The organism is Cytobacillus depressus (genome assembly GCF_008923245.1).
Taxonomy (GTDB): Bacteria; Bacillota; Bacilli; order Bacillales; family Cytobacillaceae; genus Cytobacillus; species Cytobacillus depressus.
Window position 1 is genome coordinate 264525 of the sequence record NZ_WBOS01000001.1, and the last position, 25505, is coordinate 290029.

Genomic DNA, 25505 nt, shown 5'->3' on the forward strand with positions numbered 1-25505 from the left:
GCTTTCTTCAGTTTCGATTCCGCCGTCATTCAATCTGGTATATGTTTGCGGAATAAATGAAATTGCACTGTTTTGACGATCGAATCCATAAACTCTGCCGTTTGAAATTATTATTGCCGAGGAACCTCTAACCAATACAAACAGCGGACTTATCAGTTAATGATATAAAATAATGATTGTAATAAGAAGAGGCTGCCCTAAGGACAGCCTTTTCTTGATTTTTTATTAGTTACTTATTTCTCAATTGTTTTAATACTTGTTCTTTAGCTATAAGGTTAATTTTGTCACATGTTATTCCTTTATCACCAATGACATTTGTTAAATAGTTTTTTCCTTTAAAATTAACTGTAACAGTTACTTCAATCATTATTTAATCCTCCTTTCTTTATCATCAATTAATGTATTTTTTACAATCATATGTTTATTTTCTCTGCCTTTCAAAAAACGACACTTACTTTTGGACAGTAAAGCATCCTTTTTCGAGAAATCTGTTTGCGGCCATTTTTTCAAATGTCTCGTTAGAATCTACTATCCATACTTTCGTATTACTTTTAACCTTTCCAAACAGCCATTCAATTTCATTGTTGTTCATCCTTATGCAACCTGCTGTAACATACTTTCCGATAGAGCTTTCGTTATTATTTCCATGTATTGCATAGGTATTACCAGGAGTCCCATATACGTTCAAACCAAGCCACCTACGCCCTAATGGATTCTCAGGAACTCCACCAGGAATATTTTTTTTATAATAAGGACGGTCAATTACTTTATTAACAATTCTAAATTCTCCTACTGGAGTCAGATCCTTTGCTTTCCCAGTAGCGACAGAAAAAATGTACATTTTATTTTGACTATTAATATAGGCTAATTTGTTTATCTTCTTATTAATAATGATGATATCTTCCCCATAATTTTCTGCAGCATCAGCGTAAGTAGTTGTATATGATAAACCTACTACAAAAAAAGATAAAATTACCAACGGCTTCACCGTATTTAGTAATCTATACAAATTATTGTCCTTCTCTCTATAAGATTTATTTGCAAGCCCAACTGAAATTTGCTCAGCTGGGCTTGCACGTCATATAATTGAATGGTAAAATTTTTTATCTAGTAAATACGGTTTGTCCGTATGTGATTTTTCCTGTTTCTGATAATGAAATACTGCTAGTGGCTTTGATATTAAATTTATTTTGAACAAAAAGCGCATTTCGGGTAGGGTCAATACCTTGAATAGCTTTATAGGCTGCACGATAGTATTTCGGATCAAGTTTCATGTCAGCATATCTTCCATACATTACTTGGCTAAATTGGCTGTCATTTTGAATAACTCCATAGATGGAATTAGGAAATTGACCGTGATGCAATCGGTTCAATATTACAGCCCCTACTCCTATTTGGGCATTGAATGGTTGATTATAGGCTTGCATATAAATAGCACGTGCTAAAAGGTCAACTTCATATTGGTTGTAAGTTACAAGCATTAATTTATTGATTGTAGCTTGGCCTAGAATCCCATTAGCATGTAAATGATATTCTCTTTGAAAATTCATAATAGAGTTTTGATCAAAAATGTTATAGCCTAATTGTTTGAAACGAAATTCATATTGTTTAATTTGTGAATGGCTATATCTTTCAAAATGTGTATATTTATGATTAAACACTTTCACTTCTTGGTTTTGTGTATAATGGGTAAGTGTTGCTGCTTCTACTCCTGAAATAGGTGCGAATGCTGTTCCTAAAATGGTTGCTGCTGCAGCTCCTGTAAATATTGTTTTTTTCAATGTTTTAATCATAATCTTTTCCCCCTGTTGATTTATTTTAAAAAATCTTGTAATGATCAGTTCCCGGGAACAGAGTTAAAAGTCCGGAAAATAAAATTGGTTTCATTGGCGTGTTTCTTTTTTGTCTTCCGGTTACTTTTTGTAACTCATGAACATATAATACCTCGGAATCGTAAATATCTCAACCTAAAAACTCTCGAATTTTAACTAAAAATCATTCCATTTTTGGCATTTTTTTATTTCCCCTTGCTCCTCTCTCAAATTTCTATAATCATAAAAAAGGTCGATACCCCTAATGGGTGTCGACCTTTCTTACATTTTGTTTTTTTCTATCCAATCAATAAAATTATTCATCGTTCGATCCAATATTTGAATAGTTGGCTCATGAATCAGCTCACCCGACTTATTCATTTTCTCATGTACAAAAGTAATATAAACTTCATTTCCAGGTAAGATAAGCGCAGAAATGCCCGGTGAATTAAGAATTTGACGAAGATGAATCTGAGCACGAACAGTTCCTAGGGCTCCTGTCGTGCTGCCGATGATCATTACTGGTTTTTTAACCATAACCGTATCAACTCTCGAAACCCAATCGAGTGCATTTTTTAAGATTCCTGGAATGGAATGATTATATTCAGGTGTAGTAATTAAAACACCGTCACTTTCTAAAATCTTTTGCTTAATTTCCGTGACGATTGAAGAAGAATTAAACTCATCATCCTCACTGTACATTGGTAACTGTTCAATTTTTAAGATTTCAATTTCAATTTTCTCTTGGAAACGTTCTTGAATAATAGCAGTCAGCTTTCTGTTATAAGATCCTTTACGATTACTGCCAACTATTGCAGCGATTTTCATGAATCTATCCTCCTGTATAAACCCTTATTCAAAATCATATTTATACTCAATTTGCCCTCTTTGTTCACCTTATATGCTTGTTCAATTTATACTTCCGCATTCTCCATTATAGAATCTCCTATTCTATGAATAAAAAACAAATCGATTTCTGTTTTCTTTTGCCCTATATAATGCCTGATCTGCATGAGAAATTAATAATCTTTCATTTAAACCATGTTCAGGATATACGGATATGCCAATACTTGAGGTAACATCAAATGTTTTTTTGTCTATCGAATAAGGTGCTTTAAAAGTGGAATGCATTCTCTCCGCAATTTTTTTTATTTGTTCATAATTCGTAAGATTATTTAGAAGTACTAAAAATTCATCTCCACCAATACGACATAGCTCATCATTTTTTCTAACACATGATTTTAGCCTTATTGCAAAATGTTGCAGGAATTCATCACCAACATTATGTCCAAGTGTGTCATTGATTGATTTGAAATGATCTAGATCAATATACATGATTGCTATTTTTTCATTTGTCTTTTCTACTTTTTTTATCGCACCTTTCACTATGTCTGTAAATTTCCTTCTATTTCTCAGCCCAGTTAATGGATCATGAAATGCTAAATATTCTAATTGTGCTTCATAATTTCTTTTTTCTGAGATATCCTGAATCAGAATTTGAATAGATGGTTCACCTTTATATTCGATATAATTTACTTTAATTTCTCCACAGATTACTTTTCCATCATTTGTCGTAAACTCATCACTGATCGATACTGATGTATTCTTTTGCTCTAATATACGATTAAACTTTTCCTTTATCTTTTCCTTCTCTTTACTAAACACAAAATCCCATAACGATTTCCCAATGATATCCTTTAATCTATTTTTACCAAATATCTTTAATCCAGCAGAGTTTGCAAAGACCATTTTCTCGTGTTGCTGAACAATAATTGCTACCGGCAATGATTCAACAAGTGTTCGATACGTATCCTCACTCGCTTGAAGTTTACGTTGAATTTTCATTTGCTCAGTAAAATTTTTGTACATACCTATAGCGAGGATTTCTTGATTATTAATTGGTTGATAAGATGCTATAATGTCTAGAACTATGCCATCTTTATGTTTTCTTTTTGATACCACATAAGGAAATTTTTTTCCTTTTCGAAGTTGTAGTAGAATTTCTTGATGTTCTTCTTTCGTTATATGTGAAAAGAATGGAGGAAATGAAAGTCCTTTTATCTCTTCCACATTCCAGCCAAATAAAGCTTCAAAAGCTGGATTAGCATCAATAATTGCGCCATCATGACCGATTGTAAAGATGGCATCTGCCGTATTATTCCAGATTAGATCAAACACTTGAATATCCCTTACTAATTTAAGACTTGGATTGTCTAATAACATCACATGCCCAACTCCATTCGAACCAATAATTTAGTAGAATACATGTTACAAGCCCAACTGAAGATTGTTCAGTTAGGCTCGACGTTCACATAATTATTTTAATATCAAATTACTACTTATACATAATTATCCTCATTATCGAATTGCCCTTCATTGTTACAGGTACATGATTTTTCGTGTTAGCAGAAAGATAAAATCCTTGAATTGAATATCTCGAATATGAGACAATTTTATGATTTTTCTTTGTCCGCGTCAATCAAATACTAAAATGAAAACCAACTATACTCTAGTAAAAGTTGGTTTTCATTTTAGTAACTTTTAATATGATGTTAAGATATTTCCCTATTATTTTACATTGTAAAATAAAAAGAACACTTGCTTTGTCAGAAATCGAAAAAGCTATCAATTTATTAAAACTGGTGACATACAGCTTTGATATATCCAAGACGGTTACCCTGACTGTCGAACGATATGATCTGCAAGTCTTATGGCCAAAGCAACATTTGAAAGTACAGGGCCAGCGGCCGTTAAGGAAGGTAGAACGCTATTATCAGCCACATATAGTCCTTGAATTCCATGTACTTGACCATGACGGTTAGTCGATGATGTCGCAGGGTCATCACCCATTCTGCATGTACTAGCCTCATGCATATCTGCTCCAGGAGGCCTGAGCACTAAAGTAGACTCATCAAGAGTCACTCCCATGGCAGCTGCAGATTGTCGAATGCCTTGTGCAACTTGGTTGGCTGTTTGACGGTCTTTATTGCTTAGGGAGTATTGAACCTGCTGCAACGGTACTCCGAATTCATCCTTTTCACCCGTAAGGTAAACTCTGTTCTCAGCACGAGGCTCAACTCTTCCAAAGGCTGCGTAAACAACCATGAGCTGATCTTTATGTACCTTATCTTCAAATTGCTGATATGAAAAATATTGATCAGGACCAAGAATCTGAATTTGATAAGGGGACTCTTTCGTTTCAAATTTCAAAATACATAGATTTCCTAGTTTATCAGAGAACTGTCTTCGACTTATCGTGCCAATACCAATTATGGACACATGCCCTGTCAAATAATGTCCAATAGCTGGCCCTTGAATGCCAGAATTAAGCAATATACGAGGAGTCTCTAACGTGCTAGCTGAAACTACTACATTTTTAGCCCGAATTATGTGAGCATTCTTATCTGCTGAGAAAACCTCGACACCAGAAACTCTCCCATTCTCTTCCATTACTCGAGAGACATAAGCGTTTACAGCGAGATCATATGGCCTATCAAACAATGCAGCGGCAAGAGCGTTAATTGAACTAAACCAAGGATTTGAATGAACTTCTCCTTGCCGGGAAGGTGTCATGTCAAATGCGACCGGCATATCTTTTGCTTCTAATATCCCTCCAGCATGGAGCCTCTTTAAAAGGGTATTTTGCATCGATGATCCTTTAGCATAATCTCTTGTCACATGCAATAATCTCTCTGCCATGTCATAATATACATTTAATTCTTGACGATGAATCGGCCATTTATTTAATTCAGATTGTATGGGCCTTGGGGTCGCCGCATTCCAAAATAATGACCTTCCCCCTAGGGCATACACCATTCTTGCTCCAGAAAATTGCGGTAACCTTTCACCTATAACCGTTGAATTATCAGGAAGAAGTGCATCTCGCGCAGTATTTACATTTTGTGTAGGAATATTAAGAGAATGCGAGTGAAACAACTTATCTCCCTTTTCTAATATTCCAATCTTTTTTGCCCCTTGATTTTTCCACAATTCACAAAGTCTCTGTAAAGTTGCTCCTCCCCCAGGACCAGTTCCCACAATTAGGACATCATAATTTGCGTTTGACATCTCCTCAAGTGATTTTGTTGGAATCCAATTATTCTTGTATTTCACTACCATGGTAGTCATCACCCCAACATTAATTTTATAATCAGTTCAGTTTATGCCTAACTGCTTATCCTATATGTTTAGGGTAGGGTGTCTAAAAAACTTACCTAGATTCAGTGTTAAAAGTTATCCCATATATCAAAAAGCACAATTTCTTAGTGACATTAAAACCGAGAAATTAGGCTTCCTTACTTACTCCTTTCCAGGAACGTTAATAATATTAGTTTTGGCGGCTCCAAATTGTACACGGTATAGCCAGAATATAGCAATGGTCAATATACACATCACAAAAAAAATGTTACTGAACACATAGGCGTCTATATTTAATACAAATGGATTTAAGTGAAAAGCTGTTTGCTTTGTATCAATCACTTTTCCAATTACACTCATAGAAATAGCACCCGAAATAAAATTCAACATCGAAAATAAACCCATCCCGATTCCCGCTTCCTCTTTTGCCAAAGTTCGAGAAATGGTATTTGACATGGCAATCTGCATAAAAGTTTGACCGACGGTACCCGCAATTAAAATCAACGCAATAACATACGGCGACACACCAACAAAACTTGAAAGCAAGGCATAGCCAACTTGCTCCAGTTACCTGATGCATCAACAACCGTGTACACCTTGTAGCCTGCAGCAAGTGCAGATAATGTAGGGAACGCCATACAGACACTAGTAAGGGTGCCCGCAATAATCAATGTTTTCTTTCCTGTTGCTTCAACCGCTTTCACGAAATTAGGATTATCCCAAGCATTGATCTCCCCATTGCGAGGTACATACACCGCCTCTGGTAATATTTCATTGATTTCAGGAATCAAAGGACCATTAGGACCAGAAGGGACAGAGTCGGTTGTAATGGTAGGATATTGGCTAATTTCGCCAATTTAGCAAGGGCTATCACGTTCCTTCGTAGCGTAGGAACATCGATATCCTTAACGGTTTGGAACAAACCACTTTGATGGTCGATTAATAAAAGAGCAGCATCATTCGGGTCAATGAATACGTTTTTTTGTTGGTTTGTCATAATTTATTCCTCCGAATTTTTGATATTCTTTCATCGAGCGAAACATTGTTTTTCTAATTGTTGGACAGGTATCCTATTGGGATATTCAATAATGTAGTTACATAAATCCCCCCTCTCAAGTTTTAAAGTCTCAAAATTATATATTTCTACGAAAAGGATGACAGGATTCCTTTTAATTATATAAAAGTCATTCCTTATATTAGGAAACAGTGATGCCGCCTTTTACTTATTGGAAGCCTTTAAATAATTTGCTTTTTATGAAATATAAAATCTAACTCTTCTTTTTCTAAAACAACTTTCATATCGAATTCTTTCAAAAACCAGGAATTTCCGTCATTAAAATAAAACGTAATTCCCTCAACCTCATCTTTAATGGCAATATTCCCTTCTTTTCCGATTGATACACCTAAAGAATAGTTCGGATGGACAGTCGGAATACCACCGTAAAGTTTAACGTAATATTGAACATAATCACCTTGCTTCAAACCCATTTCGTTTTTATACCATTCTGCAGCTTCTTTACTCACCTCAAATTTCATGTTCTCATCCCTTTTCCTTTTTAATAAGGAGTTATTTGTTTATTCAACTTTGTCTTTACATGCGCTTTTTTAATCTATTAAAAATCGTATTCAGCTTCTTTCGCTTCACGAATTCTCGTATAAGTTTCCGTTAGTAACACTGTATCTTCTACTAAACGATCGATTCGGAAGAGCACATCATCGTTTACAATTTCTTTTCGCTGAAAATCCTTCTCTTCGATAAATACGTAGGTCTGTACGATTTGTGCTTTCATATAAGCCAAAATAGGTTTTAATTGTTGTTCTACCATTAAGTAATGCTTTGGTGTACCTGCTGTTACAAGCATACTTACAACTTTATCGCGAAATGCGTTTACTGGTAGTAAATCAAATATATTTTTCAATGTAGCTGGGATGGATGCTTGGAACACTGGTGTACCAATAATTATGGCATCTGCTTCCATTATTTTTTCTGCTACATATTTTGTATCACCTTCATATTCCCAGTAATTACGGCCATCACTGAACTGAACATCAAATTCTGCTAGATCAATCAGTGTAATTTCTGCCTCTGGATATTTTTCACTTGCAGATTTTAATGTGTAATTCATCGCTGTTCTAGTTTTAGAACCAACCCTTGATCCCGATAAACCGACTATTTTCATTTTACTTGCCCCCTAATTTTTTACTGTAATCTTTCTTACTGCAGGTAAAATTTCTGTCGCAATCAATTCTATGTTTTTCATTATTTTCTCGAATGGCACACCGCCAAAATCAATTTGTGCCATGAATCTTTGTTGGCCGTAAAGTTCATATTGATAGTGCATTTTCTCAATAATTTGCTGTGGGCTGCCTATCATTAGAGCATCACGATAGTCTAAACTTTGAGCGAATTGTTGCTTTGGATATCCCCCGCCTCTTAAAGCCAGCATCCCTGAATTCGCATGTGGATAATACTCACGAAGTGCATCCTGTGAATTTTCTGCCGTGTAAAATAAACTTGTTGTGGCTATAGGCAACTCGCTTGAGTCAAATCCACTCTGCGCTGCAGCTTCACGATAAGCATCTACAGATATTTTAAAATTTTTCGCTGGGCCCCCAAGTGTTGTTAGCATCATTGGTATACCTGCATAGCCTGCTTTAATGGCACTTGCAGGCGGCCCACCAACAGCACGCCAAATCGGCATATGGCCATTTAATGGCTGAGGTAGAATATAGGCATTTTCCAGCGGTGCACGAAATTGCCCTTCCCAAGTAACTCTATCCTCATTATTTATCTTCAAGAGCAGCTCCAATTTTTCTTCAAATAATTCTTCATAATCACGGACATCATACCCGAGCAAACTATATGCACCAATTCGCGATCCGCGTCCAGCAACAATTTCTGCACGACCATTTGAGATTAAATCGAGTGTCGCAAAATCCTCATACACACGAACGGGGTCTGCCACACTTAATACTGTTGCCGAGCTCGCAATTTTAATATTTTTTGTCGCTTGTGCAATAGCTCCTAAAATGACCGTATGCGCTTGGGTTGTAAAATGCGTTTGATGACTTTCACCAACAGCAAATACATCTAGGTCCGCTTCATCTGCTAGCTTACTAGCTTCAATTAATTCATGAATACGTTGTTCGGCGCTAATACGACTTCCTGTAAATGGATTTAGCAAATGATCTCCAATCGAATATAAACCGAATTCTAGTCCTTTATTTAAATCAATACGATACTTTTCCATTTTCTTCTCTCCTCGTTAATCAAGTGGTTTTAAATGCGCTTCAATTTCTGTACGCCTTTCTTCTAAAAAGGGAGGTAAATCCAATTTTGTCCCTAATGCTTCAACCGTTGTGTCTGCTGTAAATCCAGGTCCATCTGTTGCAATTTCAAATAATATGCCGTTCGAATCACGGAAATATAAGCTTTGGAAATAAAAACGATCGATAACACCTGATGCATAGAAACCGCGTTTCTTCACTTCTTTTTCCCAAAACATGAGTTCTTCCTCGTTTTTTACTCGAATAGCCAAATGGTGGATACTGCCTCTACCAGGCTTTTCAATTGGCCCCTCCTGCTGCTTCACTATAATTTCGCCAAATGCTTGACCTGCAACAGACTGATAGATTGCCTCTTTTTCTGAGCGAGCTACTTCAACATAGCCAAACATTTCCTTTAAAGTTCTCGCTGTTTTTTCCAAATAACGCACTGTAATTTCCACAGTGCCCATCCCTAAAATGCAGTGCTCTTGCTCTACAGCAGAATCTTCCCATGCCGTCCAGTATTCAGGTATATCTTCGTCATTATTATTTAGCAAAATAAGTCGTAATCCTTCTGTATCCTCAAAGGGAAGTGCTGCTCGACCTGCAAATGTTGTGATTTCACCATGCTTAACTTCAAATTGCTCAAAGCGCTTTTTCCAATATTCAAGACTTTCAAAAGATGGGACAAGTAAGCCTATTTGAGAGATTGCATTTGTGCCGCGATGCGTACTTCCTGCTAACGGAATTTCAAAAAAGGATAGTTCTGTACCCGCGCTTCCGGTTAAATCTCCGTAAAATAAGTGATACATCGAAGGATCATCTTGGTTAACGGTCTTTTTCACCCGTCGAAGACCTAACACGTTTTGATAAAATTGATTATTTAATTGAGCGTTCTTAGTGATCATTGAAATATGATGATGCCCAGGTATTTTATACATCATGCATCCTCCTTAGTTTTAACTTGATTAATCAAGTGAGTGTGTAAAAAAATTTTTTGTTTAAAGTTTTTGCTATGCATACATCACATGTTATTAGTTTGTACTAAATTACTAATACTAATCTTTGACTTCACTTTACCACTCAACTGAAGTCAAAGCAAGAAAAAAATCTCGAATTCGAGACCTTTAGTATCAAGGAATCATCTTAAGAACTAAAGGAAGGAATTGTTTATGTTATTGGCGGAAAATTTCTTTTATATGTCTTAACTGTGTAAAGTATGAGAATAACTAATCATGAAGAAGTCATATTTTGATGATCAATCCTTTTTTGTGAGGTGGAAATAAAATGCCCAATATTACTGTAATTGGTCAAGGTACTTTTGAAGCAGGTATGGGGAAAAAGTTAGTATTAGCATTAGAAGATAACGGTGTAAACATTCTACATCGCTGCGGCGGTAAAGCAAAATGTACAACTTGTAGAGTAGAAGTTCTGGCAGGTGATTATCTTGAGATAACCAGCAGTGAAAAAAAAGCTTTTGCGTCAAAAGGATTGAATGATCAATTGTTTGATGATTATCTTCGTTTATCTTGTCAAATCATTGTGAATGGAGATATTACTGTTCGTCCTATTATGACAGTAGAAAACTCTGGCCATGCTGCCGGTCCAAGACCATCAGATTAAATTTAGCTGAAGTTTATTCAATGAACCATAGGTCAATTATTCGCTTCAGCTCCAAAGGTCAAGCATATAAATATTTGGTGTAATCTTTTTCATTTATTAGGAACTTTTTATAACCTGAAAATTTATTGTATTATTATTTTTACACTTCCACCTAACTAAAATCCCCAAATTCAAACTAAATATTTTTTCTACTAGTGTAATTTACATCCATTTCCTACCCTATTTCTAAAACAATCGTCATTAATAATTTAATATAATTTTTATTATTAATAACTTCATTAGTAAAATAAAATAGGTTACAATAAATATACAGGGGTTTTTATTATATAAATGTGATTATAAGGAGATGTAAGGAGATGAGTGAACCGAAAGACCTATGCCCTAAGGTAGGGAAATCTTTTGAACTAATCGGGAAAAGGTGGACTGGGTTAATTATTTATGTATTACTTGGAGGACCAAAACGGTTTAGTGAAATTCATTCGACAATTCCAGATTTAAGCAAACGCGTGCTCACGGAAAGAATGAAAGAACTAGAAGAACACGGGATAGTTGTTCGTCATGTCATACCTGAACGCCCTATAAGGACAGAGTATTTGCTGACAAAAAAGGGAACTGAATTAGGAAAAATCCTTGGGCCAATCAGTGGTTGGGCCGAAGAGTGGATTAAGGATTAATGTAGACGAGTGACAGTCCGACTTTCGATAGCTCCAATCATAACTGAAAAATAAATGTAGCAGAAAGAGAAACGGAGCATCAACTCTTGATTTTTCATCAGAGATAAGCGAAATCTTCATTGAATAAACAACAATAATCAAGAATTCATACCTTCTTTATTATCATAAGCACAGAAGCAGAGAATTCTCTTGATTCTAGAAAGGCAGGAAAAGATACATGTCAAATGTTCTTTATATTACAGCGAATCCGCACGATGAAACCGGGTCTTATAGTATGGAAGTAGGAGAAGCATTTATCGAATCATATAGAGATTCACATCCTAATGATGAAATAGTTCATCTTGACCTATACAAGGCTAATATCCCATATCTTGATGCCGATGTGTTTAGTGGTTGGGAAAAACTTCGGACAGGTATTTCATTTGATAAGTTATTACCTAGCGAAAGATCAAAAGTAGGACGTTTAGCTGAATTAGGGGGACAATTTTTATTAGCTGATAAATATATATTTGTGACACCTTTGTGGAATTTTTCTATACCAGCCATTTTGAAGACATATATTGATGGTGTAGCTGTATCTGGAAAAACTTTTAAATATTCAAAAGAAAGATCCATTGGTTTGTTAACAGGTAAAAAGGCAATACACATTCAAGCACGTGGAGATATTTATTCAGAAGGACCAGATGCTGATATGGAAATGGGTCATCGTTACTTAGAGGTTATGATGAAATTCTTTGAGGTAGCTTCATTTGAAGGAATATTTATAGAAGGTCATAAGAGATTTCCAGAAAGAGCACAGGAAATTAAAGAAAAAGCTATTTCAAGGGCTATAGAAACAGCGAAAAGCTTTTAAGCCTATAAAAAAACCTTATAATTATGTATTTGACAGTCCTGTCCATATACATAATTATAAGGAGCATTACTCCCCTCCACGTATTAATTTAAAAAACTCTTGTAAATACCACCAAACAGAAATCGGGGATGTAATCATCTGATAACAAAGAATATATAAAATAGATAATGTCGTTGTTTCCCCTGTAGACAGTAATATTTCTTTTAAGCCGTTTAATTAAACAAAATTGAACAGGGCTGAGTCTAGATTAATTGACCAATCGTCGGGCTTCCTCGCGATAGAAAGAACGAACTTGGCGAGGAAGGAATCTGCGAATTTCTTCTTCATTAAATCCCACTTGTAACCTTTTTTCATCAAGTATTAGAGGTCTTCGTAATAATCTTGGGTGATCTTTGATTGTTTGATATAATTCTGAAAGTGAAAGAGAATCCATATTTATATTCAATTCTTGAAATGCAGTTGATCTTTCTGAAATAATTTCATCTGTTCCATCTTCTGTCATGCGAAGAATTCCCTCAATCTCCTTAATCGTCAACGGTGCTGAAACTATATTTCTTTCTACATAAGCAATTTCATTTTTCTCAAGCCAAGCTTTTGCTTTACGACAAGAAGCACAACTTGGTGTTGAATATAGCGTAACCATGTTAAACAATCACTCTCCCTAAGCAAATAATCTAAAATCATTTTGTACGATTTTATAACTTGTTCAGTAAGATCAAGAAGTCTACAGCCTTATTTAAGGCAGCTTTCCACACTTGTATATTAAAAAACGAAACTTAATATGTTAAAAAATACCTCCTTATCTTTTGATAAGGAGGTATTTTATTATTAATTCCTTTGTGTATTATTTATAAAATCTAACACGGTCTTCAATTGGCTGGAATTCTTTTTCGCCTGGTTGAGCAATTGGATTGCCAAATGGCATCTGAGCAATCAGCTTCCAGTTGCTTGGGATATTCCATTCTCGCTTGACTTTGTCATCAATTAACGGATTATAGTGTTGTAAAGATGCTCCTAATCCTTCAGCATCTAATGCTGACCATACCACCAATTGATGCATACCTGATGCTTGATTTGACCAGACAGGGAAATTGTCCGCATATAAAGGAAAATGTCCTTGGAGAGATTTCACAATTGCTTCATCTTCAAAGAATAATACTGTTCCAAATCCAGCTTTAAATGAATCCATTTTTTGCTGAGTTCCTTCAAAATCACCTTCTCCAACCACTTTTCTTAACGTTTCAGTTGTAATGTTCCATAGCTTATCATGCGCTTCTCCTGTCAATACAACCAGACGTGCAGTTTGTGAATTGAAAGCAGATGGAGTGTATTTTACGGCAAATTCAACGATTTCTTTAATTTTTTCATCAGATACCTTTACTTCCTTATTGATTCCATAGTAAGATCGTCTTTCTTTAATTGCAGTGTAAAAATCTTTTGTCGTAATAGTTGTCATATTTTTTATACCTCCGTTTAAAAATATATTAATTAGGTTATCTCTATTCCAAGATATATGATTTAAAATCTCTATTAAAAAATAAATTCTGGTTGTTTAATAGATAGCCTCAAAATTGTTTATTTTTCCTTTGCATTATGGTTATAAACTATTTTGCAAATGGATCTTTATTGTCATACTTATTGTAGTGAACAACATCTGACTCAAGATATTGGTAGACATCATCAACAATTTCAATTCCTTCTTTTTCTGATTGTTGTTCTGCAATAAGAGAATTCTGACCAGGATAAAGCACTCGTTCAAAACCTGGGGCTGGTTTAATATTGTTTAACTCACCCATTGTATTAGAAATGTTTTCTTTAAATTTTTCTATGTCTGTAAAATATGCTGGATTGATAACAATATGAAGTTGACCTAAATTACGGCCCTCACTTAAATCATGATACATAGATGAAACTTTATTCCCAAACGGCAAGCCAAGTAAAACACCTGATAAAACGTCCACCATCATCATTAACCCATAGCCTTTTGGACCCGCAATTGGGAGTAAGGCATTAACTTTAAATGGATCTGTTGTCTGCTCGCCGTTTTTATCTACCGCCCATGTATTAGGAATGGATTCATTCTTCGAGCGTGCATGAAGAATTTTCCCCCATGCTTGAACTGTAGTTGCCATATCAAAGACGATCATATCGTCATTTTTACCAGGGGCTGCAAACGCAATTGGATTTGTTCCATAGTACGGTTCACTTCCACCAAAAGGGACAACCATTGGATCCGATTGTACAACAGAAATACCTATTAAACCTTGTTCAGCTGCCTGTTGGACAAAGTATGAAAGAGCTCCACTGTGACCAATCCTTCTTACTCCGACAACTGCAATACCAGATTCTTTTGCCATATCGATCGCGTGATCCATCCCTATTTTTGCAGCTACATGTCCAACACCGTTATCGCCATCAAATATCGCTGAACTAGGCCCTGTTTTTTCAAACTTAAAATTCGGATTTGTGTTAATGCCGCCTTTTGCGATTCTTTCTGCGTAATACTCCACCCGCATAGCTCCATGGGAATGAATTCCTCGTGCATCTGCATATGCCAATACATCAGCTACTCCTGCCGCGTGTTCTTCTGAAAGACCCGCTTTATTTAACTTCACTTTCATTAATTTTTTTAATGCTTCCTTCGTTGTTTTCATACTACTTCATCTCCTATTTTAATTAATATAATCGTCAAATTTTATAAAAAGTAGTTTACCTTTTTCCTAGTAAACATTTTTATTCTTTATACGCTAAAACATATAGTGAATGAATTAACGCTTTAACACCCGTTGCTAACTCTTCTGGGCTTGTATATTCTAAAGGATTGTGACTAATACCATTACGGCTTGGCACAAATATCATCGCTGTTGGCACAATTGGGGCAATGATTTGAGAATCATGACCTGCGCCGCTATGCATCATTTTGTAATTCAAACCAGTTTCTTTCGTTTGTTTCTCAATGGCTTCAACGATTTGTTGATCCATAGGAATTGGATCTTCATCCATCCACATATCGATTTTAACCTCTACACCGGAATCATTGGCAATCCTGTTAATGATACTAGTTAATTCGTCTGTGAACTTTACAAGTATATCTTTTTCTGTATGACGAACATCCAATGTGAACAATGCCCCCCCTGGTACAACATTCACGATGTTCGGTTTGACTTCGATTTTTCCTACAGTAGCAACAAGTGGATCGCCATACTCTATTGCCTTATTAATCACGTCTTGAATCATTCGGCTTGCTGCAAATACAGCATCCTTACGATAGCCCATCGGCGTTGTGCCTGCATGGTTCGCTACACCTATTACGTCAATCGTAAAACGTCTTTGACCAACAATGTTATGAACAACCCCAACGCTTTTCCCTTCATTCTCCAATACATTCCCTTGCTCGATATGAATTTCAATAAAACTTTTTATATCCTTACGGAACGCTTTTGATTCATCTCTAAAATTAAAACCCGCTTCTTTCATTGCATCTACAAAAGGAACACCATTGAAATCTGCTATGTTTTCAACATCCTCTTTCTTTGCCATTCCAACAAGGTTTTTTGAACCCCAGAAAGCATAAGGGAAACGACTTCCTTCTTCTTCAGCAAACGAAACGACTTCAAGGTTTCGTAAAGGCTGCCCGTATGTTTCCTTTAAGTATCGAATAGCTAATATACCAGCTAAAATTCCGAATGCACCATCTAATTTACCTGCATTTTTAACTGTATCAACATGAGAACCAGTTAGGATTGTTTCATCTTTATACTTACTACCTTCTAAGCGGCCGAATAAATTTCCCACTTCATCATAACGAGTAGCCAATCCATCTTCTTGCAACAGCTTGTCTAATGCTTTTTGTGCTTCAATCCACTCTTTCGTATAAAGCAGGCGGGTAACACCGCCATTAGGATCCTTCCCATATTCCCCTAGCCAATCTACTAGTTGAGCAATTTCTTTTGTTAAGTCTTTCATCTTCATCTACCCTTTCTATAATTTTTTAACGACAATAAAGGTTACAATTTATTATCTTGTTTACTTTATGTAACCATAATACACCCGTATGTATTATTCGTCAATAATAAAATTTGATTTTATGAAACAGAAATAAACCTTTTAAAATAGAGTGTTATACCATTGACATCTCTAAAATATAAATTAAAACACACAAAAAATTTCTTAGACCATAATAACTAATAGTAACCAATTATTAATCTTGTGATATTAATTTTTTTTGCAGAGATAATAATATTTATTAAAGACAGAGAGAAAAATATAAATGATCGAAGAAAAAATCAGCAATTTAACTTTTTACATGATTATGGATAATAACGGAGTAGGAAAAAAATCTTAGAAAGAGGTTTTGAAGAAGACTATTATCAAAGTTTAACTTGAAGGTTATTTTATATTAACGAAAGTGATTTTTTTCACGTATAATAAATAGCTTTATAATCAAGGTAATATATGATAAAATTTGATAAAGATAACATTATAATTCAGGTTATTATTAATATACACCTATACTTAATTCTGGAGGTGAAATTAATGATTGAGCATGCAAGCCAGAAGCAATTATGTGATAAAGTTCAGCACTCATATCACCTGATTGGAAAAAAATGGATAGGACTTATTATCCATACACTTATGGAAGAACCAAAAAGATTTAGTGAAATACACGCCTATATTCCTGATTTGAGTAAACGCGTGCTAAACGAACGCATGAAAGAACTTGAAGATGATGGAATCGTAATTAGGAATGTGATCACTGATCGCCCTGTTAGGACAGAATATTCCCTTACTAGAAAGGGTACTGAACTTGGAAAAGCACTACAAACAATTGAAAATTGGGCTGAAAAATGGCTATAATTTTTATTGCAATCTTTCCTTATTGAATGCTTCATCACCATTTCCTCCAAGCAAAAGGGGCTACAACAGTGAAATTAAACCTGTTATAACCCCTTTTTCAATATGATTAATCTTACATTCTGCAGTTAATTTACTTTCCATTTGAGCTTTCATTATTATTCCGATATTTTCCACAAGCGGCACTAAAGATCCATATATATATTCAAACACCTTTGCCATAATAGATTCTCAGAAACACCACTCTGGAATTTGGTAATGTCTATTCACCCATTGCTTTTACTTTTGGGTCTTCTTTAAAGAACATCATTATCACGAACCCTACAGCAAGAACAATGACCGCTGAGTAAAATCCTGTAGCCATGCTGCCTGTTTTATCAGCAAGAAAACCAACGAGCAATGGGGCGATAATCGACGAGATCATACCCATAAAATTATAAAGACTGAAGGCAACCCCATACGCTGATTTATCAACATTCTCAGAAACTGATGCGATCAGAAGCGGATCCAGTGCAATTTTACCAAATAACCCATAAATCAATAATGCTGTGATCAATAATGCAGTACTATGAACATAGACAGTTGCCCACAATGCGATCGCCGCAATTGGAATCAGCACAAAAGCGAAAGGCTTCTTTCGACCTAAGCGATCCGAAATATAACTTGCGATCAGCGCCCCTGGTATCGAAGCCAATGGGACCAAGGCCGCTATCAAACCAACTTGACTGCCGTGGAAGCCTCTTTCGGTTTCCAAAAACTTCGGCAACCATGTGACAACGACAGTAAAGCCGTAAATGGAACAAAATAAGACTAGAAAGGTAATCAAAAGATTGCGGTTTTTAAGTAAAGATAAAACCGAAACTTTTTTTCCTTTATTCGAGGACTCCTCTAGTATTTCACTTTCTTTCGATGCAGTATCTGGATTTTTTTCTTTTACTAATACCGAAATAAGGATTCCGACAAGAACAGTAAGCACGCCGAAGATATAAAATGGAACACTCCAACTCATTCCCTTATCTAAAACTAATGTACTCGACAAGACAAAACCTAAAGCAATCCCAATCCCCGATCCGCTGTTAATAATGGCACTGCCTATAGTTCTGCGTTTTTCTGGAATCGCTTCAGATGATAGGGCAAATTGAGGACCGTAATAAGTGGCTGAAGAAATTCCCGCAATAGCACGAGCCACCAAAAAGCCTGTGAAACCCGCCATAAGGCCACTGATGCCTGTCAAAATCCCATATAAAATAAACCCGATGACAAGCAACTTTTTCCTGCCAAATTTATCACTGAAAGCCCCTGCCGGAATTTGCGCGATCGTGTAAGTCAGAAAGAATATACTATTGACCAATCCAAGCTGGCTATTATTCAGGTTATATTCTAAGCCAATATTCCCTAAAATAGGATTCAAAAAATATTTATTGGCATTGATAAACATCCATCCTAACGTGAATGCAAAAACCACTTTCCACCAATACGGAATCATAAATTTCTTATTCTCTTGCACTTGATGTTGTATTTCCTTAGGTGCCATAAAAGTTACTTCCCTTACATTTTTATTTTTTCATTGGTTGGCCATTTTCGAAAACTACTTTACCACCAACAATTGTTGTCTTTACTTTCCCTTTAAATGTCATTCCGACATAAGGTGAGTGCTGATGACGGTAGAACAAATCTTCATTCTTCAGTTCAAAGCTTTCATTCAAGTTGATAATCGCCAAATCAGCATCATAATCAACGGCAATCTTTCCTTTAGTTGAAAGGCCGAATAATTTTGCTGGGTTTGTCGCAGTTAATTCTACAATTTTTTCTAATGGAAGATTTCGTTTAAAATACCCTTCAGTCAACATGATATTCAAGGTAGACTGTGCTCCCGAAATACCTCCCCACCCTTCAAAAAAGTTGTCTGTTATTGTTTTCATAGATGCCGGTGCTGGTGAATGGTCGGATGCGATGACGTTAATTTCTCCGTTAGCAATTGCGGCCCATAAATCTTCTACTTCTTCTGCATCTCTTAATGGAGGGGCACATTTCGCCATTGCTCCTTTTTCTTCTAAATCTTTTACTGTCAACGATAAATAATGTGGGCATGTTTCAACTGTTACGTCTAAGCCTCTTTGTTTTGCATCGTTAATCACTTGTACTACTTTTCGGCTACTTGCATGGACAATATGAAGTTTACATCCAGTTGCTTCTGCATAGGAAATAATTCTTCTGACCGCTTCAATTTCCGAAATAATCGGACGTGATTCAACAAAATCTCTTGCTGTTGTTTTGCCTTGACTTTGTTTTTCTTTAGCTAGCTGATCACAAATCACCGTACTTTCAGCATGAACAGCTAAAAGAGAACCTAAGGATGCAATCTCTTTCATCCCCTTATAAATTGTTTCATCATCAACATTATTGAAATCAACAATTCCACTTGGTGACATAAATGCCTTAAATCCGATGACGCCATTTTCGTGAAGATCCTTTAAATCGTCAATATTTTCTGGTACAAGTCCACCCCAGAAACGAGGATTAACGATTGACTTTTCAGCGGCAGCAGTGCTCTTAAGCTCTAAATTTATTTTATTTATTGTCGGAGGCGTACTATTCAACGGCATATCAAAGAATGTTGTAACTCCTCCGGCAGCTAAGCTTCTGCTTCCTGTCTCTAGCCCTTCCCACTCTGTTCTGCCTGGTTCGTTAAAATGGACATGTGTGTCAATTAAACCTGGAAGAATATGAAGTCCTTTAGCGTCAATCTCTTTATCTGCTGTTGCCTCTATTGGCTTGCCAATAGAGACTTCTTTAATTTTCATTTCCTTAATTGCTATATCTCCTTGAACAATTGAATCTGCAGTAACGATTGTCCCGTTTTTAATAATTAAATCATAATTAACCATGTTTCTTTCCCCCATTTTCTATTTTCTTTAACCCTTGCCGGTTTTGCACCAACAAGGGGTTCGAATAATTTTTATTGGCCTTAGATTAATTATTTTGCATAAATAAGCTGTCCTACAGGAGTTCCAACAATCCCTTTTTCTAAATCGAAAACGACATTTCCACGAACAATCGTTTTTGTTACGCGGCAATCGATTTTTCTGCCTTCATATGCACTATGTTTATTTTTATAGTATAGGTCTTCTCTTTTAACAACATATGTTTGGTTAGGATCTACCAAAATAATATCCGCATCTTTCGAAACAGCAATTTCACCTTTATTTGACAAGTTAAAGCGTTCAGCTGGATTTGTTGCAATTAAATCAACAAACTTATGAACCGGTAATCCACGTTGTTTTACAGCTAAATCAAACATGAGATCGACATTATTTTGAGCTCCACTGATTCCGCCCCATGCTTCAAAGATATTTCCTTGTTTCAAATCCTCTGTACAAGGCGAATGATCGGATGTTAACCAATCAATATTCCCGTTAAGAAGCTCGTCCCATAGTTTCTCTTGATCTTTTGCTTTTCTAATTGGAGGCTGGCATTTTGCTCTAGGTCCGATTCCCTCCACTTGTTCGGCAGTCATTGCAAAATAGTGAGGACAAGATTCAACGGTTACATTCACACCTTCTGCACGAGCTTTTAAAATAGCCTGTATAGCCTCTGAAGTACTAATGTGTACTAAATGCAATTTACAGCCAGTTTCTTTAGCAAAAAGAAGGGCACGTTGAACGGCATCCACTTCAGTGAAAACGGGACGTGAATCTACATAATCCATTGCTGTAGTTCTGCCTTCTCTTACCATTGCTTTAGCAAGCCCAGATGTAACCGATGGATTTTCCGCATGAATACATAAGAGCTGATCCAATTCCGCTAATTTTTCCATACCTTTATACAAAGAATAATCATCCACATGTATGAAATCTCCAGGAACATCGCTGGTGATATCAGATAAGAAGCATTTAAATGCTAGAACACCTGCATCTACTAATTCTTCCAACTTATCTAGGTTCTCCGGTACGAGACCGCCATAGAAAGCATAATCGACATAATTTTGATTGCTTGCAGCTTCAAGTTTTAATTCAAGTGCCTCTTTATTAATTGTTGCCGGGAGTGCGTTTAATGGCATTTCCACATAGCTTGTCGTTCCACCTGCTGCTAATGCTTTCGATCCTGTTTCAAAGCCTTCCCATTCTGTTCGGCCGGGTTCGCTTATGTGAACATGTGTATCAATCATTCCTGGCATGACATATTGCCCATTCGCATCAATAATTTCTTTTGCGTCTTCAGTAATTTGCTCAGCAACGCATGAAATTTTTTCATTTTTTATTCCAATATCAACTTTACGAACACCATCCCGAAAGACAACATTGCCGCCTTTAATTAATAAATCAAGAGTCATTATTAAAACCCCTTTCTAAAATAAGATTAATGCCCCACCGTCAAAATAACCCATTTTTTGACATTACCCTAGCAGCTTTTCTTTAAAAATTGCCACTAACTCCCAAATTTATATTGATATCCTCTTATTTCTAGCTACTTTTCTTCATTCAATTTCATCTGCTTTGTTACCTTAACAGCTTTACTACTACGTAACTCAAGTAAAGTGTAAATAATAAATGCAGAAATAACTCCTACAAACCATGAAATATCAGAAAGTGGTTTAAAGAATGGGACGAAATTGCCGATTAAGGAAAGCACGCCAGCAACAGTTAATGTAATAATGGCATTTACATTAAAACCATTTTTATATTTGTATTTTCCGTTGTGGGAATACAGCTCTCTCAAGTCTATTTCTGTTTTTGTAACTACAAAATAATGCGCTAGCATAACACCTGTAATTGGAGCTAAAAGGCCGCTAATCATATTTAAGAATGTAAAAATACTCGTCGCGTTCTCCATAAGCTTCCAAGGCATGACAACAATTCCAAGTACAGCAGCAATCGTTGCTCCCGATTTAAAAGTTAGTTTTTTCGGGAATAGTGATGCTAATTGGTAACCAGCAGGAACAATATTACCTGTCACGTTTACCGATAATGTTGTTAAACATAGTGTAAGTACAGAAATTCCTATGGCATAAGAACTATCAAATCTAGCAACAACATCAAGTACATTCCAAATTGGTGTACCGAAGGCAATTTCAGAACCGACAATAATCGAAATACTTGCAATGGCAAACAATATATAAGTCACAACTAAACCTAATGTTTGGCCAACAGCCTGATCCTTCGTTGAACGAGCCAATCTTGTAAAGTCTGATACATTGACAATTGGAGCTGCCCAAGCAGCAATTAATACCGTTATAGCTGATAAAAAGACGATTACTTTATTACCGCTGACCCCTGCACCTGTATAAGCTAAGATAGGGCCAACGCCTCCAGCTAATTTAATGGCCCAAATCGCCATACCACCAAAAACAATATACACAAGCGGAGAAAGGATATTTGAGAATTTACCTAACAATCCCATTCCTCCATAAATTAAAGCAACATTGAATAACCAGAATATCAGAAACGAAATTAATGCTGGCAACGATAATCCTAATAGATTCCAATCCCCGCCTAACGTTAAATACGTTGGCCAAAGCTTTCCGAGTAGGATTGATAATGCTTGACTCCCTGCATATGTTTGAAATCCAAACCACATAATTGCGCTAATAACACCTCTTAGCACACCTGCAATCATTGCACCTTTAGTACCGAAAGATGTGCGTAAGAACATTGAGAACGGTAGCCCATATTTTGATCCAGCGTGGCCGTTAAAAACAAGCGCTGCTGCTAGTATGATCGACGCAAGTATAATTGCGGCGAATACTTGTCCAGCTGACATCCCTAAGGCAAAAAGTCCACCAACCGCAATATAGTTAGGGATATTGTGAACGGATCCCATCCATATTGTTGCATAATTTCCGATGTTCCAATTTCTCTCTTCTGGCTTCGGCGGCAAAACGTCTTCGCTAAAACCAGCAGCTTTTAATTCTTCTCGATTGATTTGTTTCATCCTTAATCCCCCTTGCTATATGTCGAATTAACATTTCGATAACTAAATCAAGCCATCTCATGGCTTGTATTTTTGAACAATTTGCATTCAATCCATGTAAATTTTCTCTTGTATGGAGCATCACATATTAAAGTGCTGCTTTATTTATTAAAATTAACGTATTCTTACTACTCCTTTCTAAAATACCCTGGTTACTTATTGTAACAAGTAAACTTTATATACACATATTAAACTCTTGTTCACAATACGTCAACAAAAATGTGGCTATTTTATAAAAACGCTTGAAAACCCTTTAAAATAATCGCTTTATACTACCATTTAAATTTAATTTCATTAAAAATAATGACATTAATATTTTTACTAAAAGTATATTAGTGATTATTAATATAACAATATCCTTTAAGTAAATAGATGAATTTAAATAATAAAATAAGGGCTTCCCAAACAATGTGGCGAGACATCATTGTTTGGGAAGCCCTACTATAATCGCATATTAGTTTTTTATTCCGAATTTCCTACATACCGATGAGCAACTTTGGTCATAGTGTACAGCTCTTCCGATTTGAACATATAATTCCATTTCACAGTTGCACTATCTAGAACCTGTGTTACCGCTAGTAAGATGAGCATCAAACATATCAATTATTTCAAGGAATCTATCAGCTTCCCGGAAAACATGGTCGGCTAATAATGGGTGAATGATACTTTTTATTTTACATTGTTCAATTAAATCACGTGCCGTTTTCTTGAAGCTGCGAAGAGATGCGACTGATACACGATTTTGATCCAGAAATTGATCTAACATAGGAACTGTTTGAGATTGTGGCCTCATAGATTCTAAATCCCTTGCTTGATACATCAATTGATCAAAATCATTACTAAAGTTCTGCGCCATATCAACCAACTTCCTTTCAGATGGATCCAGTAGATGGCCAATAAATTTAGCATGGTCAGCCATAATCCTTAAGAAGAAAACATTTTCTTTAATTATGGCTTCAGGAAGTGGCTGCAGTTTTCCTTCATTTAATTCAATTAATCTTTTTCTAAAATAATTAGCTTCTCTACTTGTATGATCAACTAATAGTGGAAAATTGTTTGCCCCTGGTAATTGACACGTAAGAATGAGTCCTAGTACCTTTCGTTTAAATGCAAAAATATTAGTTGCAGCTTGTTGTACTTCTGAATTAAATTTTCTAATTTGTTCAGGGTCTGTTTGATTGGTAAGGGTATGTGCAGTTTGTTCGATGCGTTCAAACAGTCGGTAAAATTGATTGGCTTCTTGAATTAATTGAGTATCCTCTGCTCTAAAACCTAATCGAAGAAATAAAGAGTGCTCCTTCATAATTCTAGACCAAAAACGAATTTCATTTAAAGATCGCTCAACAAAATTTACAGATGTAACACCTGTATCAGCATGCAATCCTTCATTTCCATTCATACCAATACCTCCTAATTAATGCATTTATTCACTCTATTCTTATTATCGAGGCCAAATTAATATACCTACAGGAATTGTTCAGGAAAAGATGAAAAAGTCGATTTCCTTTATTTTTACAGGAAATCGACTTTTAAGGTCATGTTTTAACTAAGCGATATTCATATTTAATTCTAGTTATTTCGATACCAATGAGCGGCCGCATTCACTTCGTCAAATGTCAGTTGGTGCCCTCTATTTTCCCAATGTAATTCTACCTTGGCATTTACACTTTCAAATAAAGATTTAAGCTCTTCCGATTCCTGCGGCGTGCATATAGGATCATTCGTACCGGCACCTATGAATACAGATTTACCTGATAGGTCAGGTAAGTCAATCCCCCTTCTTGGTACCATCGGATGATGCAAAATTGCCCCTTTCAATGCGTCCTGATAATGGAACATTAGGCTAGCTGCGATATTTGCCCCATTAGAGTAGCCAACAGCAATAATATTATCTCTGTCAAACCCATACTTCTCAGCTGCCTCGTTTAGGAACTCATTTAATTCCTTCGTACGAAAAATAAGATCCTCTTCATCAAACACTCCTTCTGCTAATCTTCTGAAAAAACGGGGCATTCCATTTTCAAGGACATTCCCGCGTACACTTAGAACAGATGCTTCTCCATCTATTCTTTCTGCAAGTGGCAATAAATCTAACTCATTTCCCCCTGTTCCATGAAGCAATAGCAAAGTCGGTTTTGATGGATTTTTTCCTTTTTGAAATATATGTTTCATTATATTTCTCCCTTCTAGCTCTATTATTTATAGTGTACCATTTCGATATTCATTTGCATTTAATTAATATATTTTCAATTCGAGATAATAGTATAATGTTCTTGCTGTTTTGTCAATTTTTTAGAAGATAAAAGAAGCCCTTCC

General features: G+C 35.9%; 28 protein-coding genes. 4 read left to right on the forward strand and 24 right to left on the reverse strand.

Annotated elements, in window-relative coordinates:
- Positions 1-229: 229 nt before the first annotated feature.
- From F7731_RS01245 to F7731_RS01300, 13 genes are all read right to left on the reverse strand, one after another.
- The gene (locus F7731_RS01245; protein WP_151532948.1) at positions 230-367 is read right to left on the reverse strand and encodes a BA3454 family stress response protein; all 138 of its coding nucleotides are present in this window, start codon (positions 365-367) and stop codon (positions 230-232) included.
- An 84-nt stretch (positions 368-451) separates the two neighbouring features.
- Positions 452-1009 carry a L,D-transpeptidase gene (locus F7731_RS01250; protein ID WP_212031134.1) on the reverse strand — a complete coding sequence of 186 codons (558 nt, stop codon included), beginning with the start codon at positions 1007-1009 and terminating at the stop codon, positions 452-454.
- 94 nt (positions 1010-1103) lie between these two features.
- Entirely contained in the window at positions 1104-1793 is a 690-nt protein-coding gene (locus F7731_RS01255; protein WP_151532949.1) for a cell wall hydrolase, read from the reverse strand.
- 300 nt (positions 1794-2093) lie between these two features.
- Positions 2094-2639 carry an NADPH-dependent FMN reductase gene (locus F7731_RS01260; protein WP_151532950.1) on the reverse strand — a complete coding sequence of 182 codons (546 nt, stop codon included), beginning with the start codon at positions 2637-2639 and terminating at the stop codon, positions 2094-2096.
- Between the two features lie 123 nt (positions 2640-2762).
- Positions 2763-4034 carry a diguanylate cyclase domain-containing protein gene (locus tag F7731_RS01265; RefSeq protein ID WP_246197132.1) on the reverse strand — a complete coding sequence of 424 codons (1272 nt, stop codon included), beginning with the start codon at positions 4032-4034 and terminating at the stop codon, positions 2763-2765.
- A gap of 450 nt (positions 4035-4484) precedes the next feature.
- Complete coding sequence (locus tag F7731_RS01270) at positions 4485-5930, reverse strand: GMC oxidoreductase (RefSeq protein WP_151532952.1); 1446 nt, start codon at positions 5928-5930, stop codon at positions 4485-4487.
- A 180-nt stretch (positions 5931-6110) separates the two neighbouring features.
- The gene (locus tag F7731_RS01275; protein WP_151532953.1) at positions 6111-6494 is read right to left on the reverse strand and encodes an MFS transporter; all 384 of its coding nucleotides are present in this window, start codon (positions 6492-6494) and stop codon (positions 6111-6113) included.
- Positions 6449-6703 (reverse strand): isochorismatase family protein, encoded by a 255-nt coding sequence (locus F7731_RS26700; RefSeq protein ID WP_212031135.1) that lies wholly within the window; start codon positions 6701-6703, stop codon positions 6449-6451. The genes F7731_RS01275 and F7731_RS26700 overlap by 46 nt, the downstream gene beginning before the upstream one ends.
- Before the next feature lie 32 nt (positions 6704-6735).
- Positions 6736-6945, reverse strand: coding sequence for a cysteine hydrolase family protein (locus F7731_RS26705; RefSeq protein ID WP_212031136.1), 210 nt, complete (start codon positions 6943-6945; stop codon positions 6736-6738).
- A 239-nt stretch (positions 6946-7184) separates the two neighbouring features.
- Positions 7185-7484 carry a HesB/YadR/YfhF family protein gene (locus F7731_RS01285; RefSeq protein ID WP_151532954.1) on the reverse strand — a complete coding sequence of 100 codons (300 nt, stop codon included), beginning with the start codon at positions 7482-7484 and terminating at the stop codon, positions 7185-7187.
- A 77-nt stretch (positions 7485-7561) separates the two neighbouring features.
- Entirely contained in the window at positions 7562-8128 is a 567-nt protein-coding gene (locus F7731_RS01290; RefSeq protein ID WP_151532955.1) for an NADPH-dependent FMN reductase, read from the reverse strand.
- A 12-nt stretch (positions 8129-8140) separates the two neighbouring features.
- Positions 8141-9199 carry an LLM class flavin-dependent oxidoreductase gene (locus F7731_RS01295; protein WP_151532956.1) on the reverse strand — a complete coding sequence of 353 codons (1059 nt, stop codon included), beginning with the start codon at positions 9197-9199 and terminating at the stop codon, positions 8141-8143.
- Between the two features lie 15 nt (positions 9200-9214).
- Positions 9215-10156 (reverse strand): ring-cleaving dioxygenase, encoded by a 942-nt coding sequence (locus tag F7731_RS01300; protein WP_151532957.1) that lies wholly within the window; start codon positions 10154-10156, stop codon positions 9215-9217.
- Positions 10157-10502: 346 nt separating this feature from the next.
- Between F7731_RS01300 and F7731_RS01305 the strand changes: the two genes are divergently transcribed.
- From F7731_RS01305 to F7731_RS01315, 3 genes are all read left to right on the forward strand, one after another.
- On the forward strand, positions 10503-10838 hold the full coding sequence (locus F7731_RS01305) for a 2Fe-2S iron-sulfur cluster-binding protein (RefSeq protein WP_151532958.1): 336 nt from the start codon (positions 10503-10505) through the stop codon (positions 10836-10838).
- A 356-nt stretch (positions 10839-11194) separates the two neighbouring features.
- On the forward strand, positions 11195-11512 hold the full coding sequence (locus F7731_RS01310; protein ID WP_151532959.1) for a winged helix-turn-helix transcriptional regulator: 318 nt from the start codon (positions 11195-11197) through the stop codon (positions 11510-11512).
- A gap of 217 nt (positions 11513-11729) precedes the next feature.
- On the forward strand, positions 11730-12365 hold the full coding sequence (locus tag F7731_RS01315; protein WP_151532960.1) for an FMN-dependent NADH-azoreductase: 636 nt from the start codon (positions 11730-11732) through the stop codon (positions 12363-12365).
- A gap of 247 nt (positions 12366-12612) precedes the next feature.
- Here F7731_RS01315 and spxA read toward each other — a convergent pair whose 3' ends face one another.
- The 4 genes from spxA to allC form a co-directional block, all read right to left on the reverse strand.
- On the reverse strand, positions 12613-13008 hold the full coding sequence (spxA, locus tag F7731_RS01320; RefSeq protein WP_151533697.1) for a transcriptional regulator SpxA: 396 nt from the start codon (positions 13006-13008) through the stop codon (positions 12613-12615).
- A gap of 201 nt (positions 13009-13209) precedes the next feature.
- Positions 13210-13821, reverse strand: a complete 612-nt coding sequence (locus tag F7731_RS01325; RefSeq protein ID WP_151532961.1) for a nitroreductase family protein — start codon at positions 13819-13821, stop codon at positions 13210-13212.
- Positions 13822-13969: 148 nt separating this feature from the next.
- A complete protein-coding gene (gene allD / locus F7731_RS01330) occupies positions 13970-15019 on the reverse strand; it encodes an ureidoglycolate dehydrogenase (protein ID WP_151532962.1) in 1050 nt (349 codons plus the stop codon).
- A 79-nt stretch (positions 15020-15098) separates the two neighbouring features.
- Positions 15099-16331 (reverse strand): allantoate deiminase, encoded by a 1233-nt coding sequence (gene allC, locus F7731_RS01335; protein WP_151532963.1) that lies wholly within the window; start codon positions 16329-16331, stop codon positions 15099-15101.
- 570 nt (positions 16332-16901) lie between these two features.
- Here allC and F7731_RS01340 point away from each other — a divergent pair.
- Positions 16902-17222 carry a winged helix-turn-helix transcriptional regulator gene (locus tag F7731_RS01340; RefSeq protein WP_151532964.1) on the forward strand — a complete coding sequence of 107 codons (321 nt, stop codon included), beginning with the start codon at positions 16902-16904 and terminating at the stop codon, positions 17220-17222.
- 60 nt (positions 17223-17282) lie between these two features.
- On the opposite strand, the gene F7731_RS26305 is transcribed toward F7731_RS01340, so the two are convergent.
- The 7 genes from F7731_RS26305 to F7731_RS01370 form a co-directional block, all read right to left on the reverse strand.
- Positions 17283-17441 (reverse strand): hypothetical protein, encoded by a 159-nt coding sequence (locus F7731_RS26305; RefSeq protein WP_170289622.1) that lies wholly within the window; start codon positions 17439-17441, stop codon positions 17283-17285.
- A gap of 40 nt (positions 17442-17481) precedes the next feature.
- Positions 17482-18753, reverse strand: coding sequence for an MFS transporter (locus F7731_RS01345; RefSeq protein ID WP_151532965.1), 1272 nt, complete (start codon positions 18751-18753; stop codon positions 17482-17484).
- A 22-nt stretch (positions 18754-18775) separates the two neighbouring features.
- Positions 18776-20107, reverse strand: coding sequence for an allantoinase (locus tag F7731_RS01350; protein WP_151532966.1), 1332 nt, complete (start codon positions 20105-20107; stop codon positions 18776-18778).
- A gap of 89 nt (positions 20108-20196) precedes the next feature.
- Complete coding sequence (allB, locus tag F7731_RS01355) at positions 20197-21552, reverse strand: allantoinase AllB (RefSeq protein ID WP_151532967.1); 1356 nt, start codon at positions 21550-21552, stop codon at positions 20197-20199.
- A gap of 134 nt (positions 21553-21686) precedes the next feature.
- Positions 21687-23150, reverse strand: coding sequence for an allantoin permease (gene allW, locus F7731_RS01360; RefSeq protein ID WP_151532968.1), 1464 nt, complete (start codon positions 23148-23150; stop codon positions 21687-21689).
- Between the two features lie 592 nt (positions 23151-23742).
- Positions 23743-24588, reverse strand: a complete 846-nt coding sequence (locus tag F7731_RS01365) for a DUF2935 domain-containing protein (RefSeq protein ID WP_151532969.1) — start codon at positions 24586-24588, stop codon at positions 23743-23745.
- 170 nt (positions 24589-24758) lie between these two features.
- Positions 24759-25361: an alpha/beta hydrolase gene (locus F7731_RS01370; protein WP_151532970.1), complete on the reverse strand. Its 603-nt coding sequence runs from the start codon at positions 25359-25361 to the stop codon at positions 24759-24761.
- Positions 25362-25505: the final 144 nt, after the last annotated feature.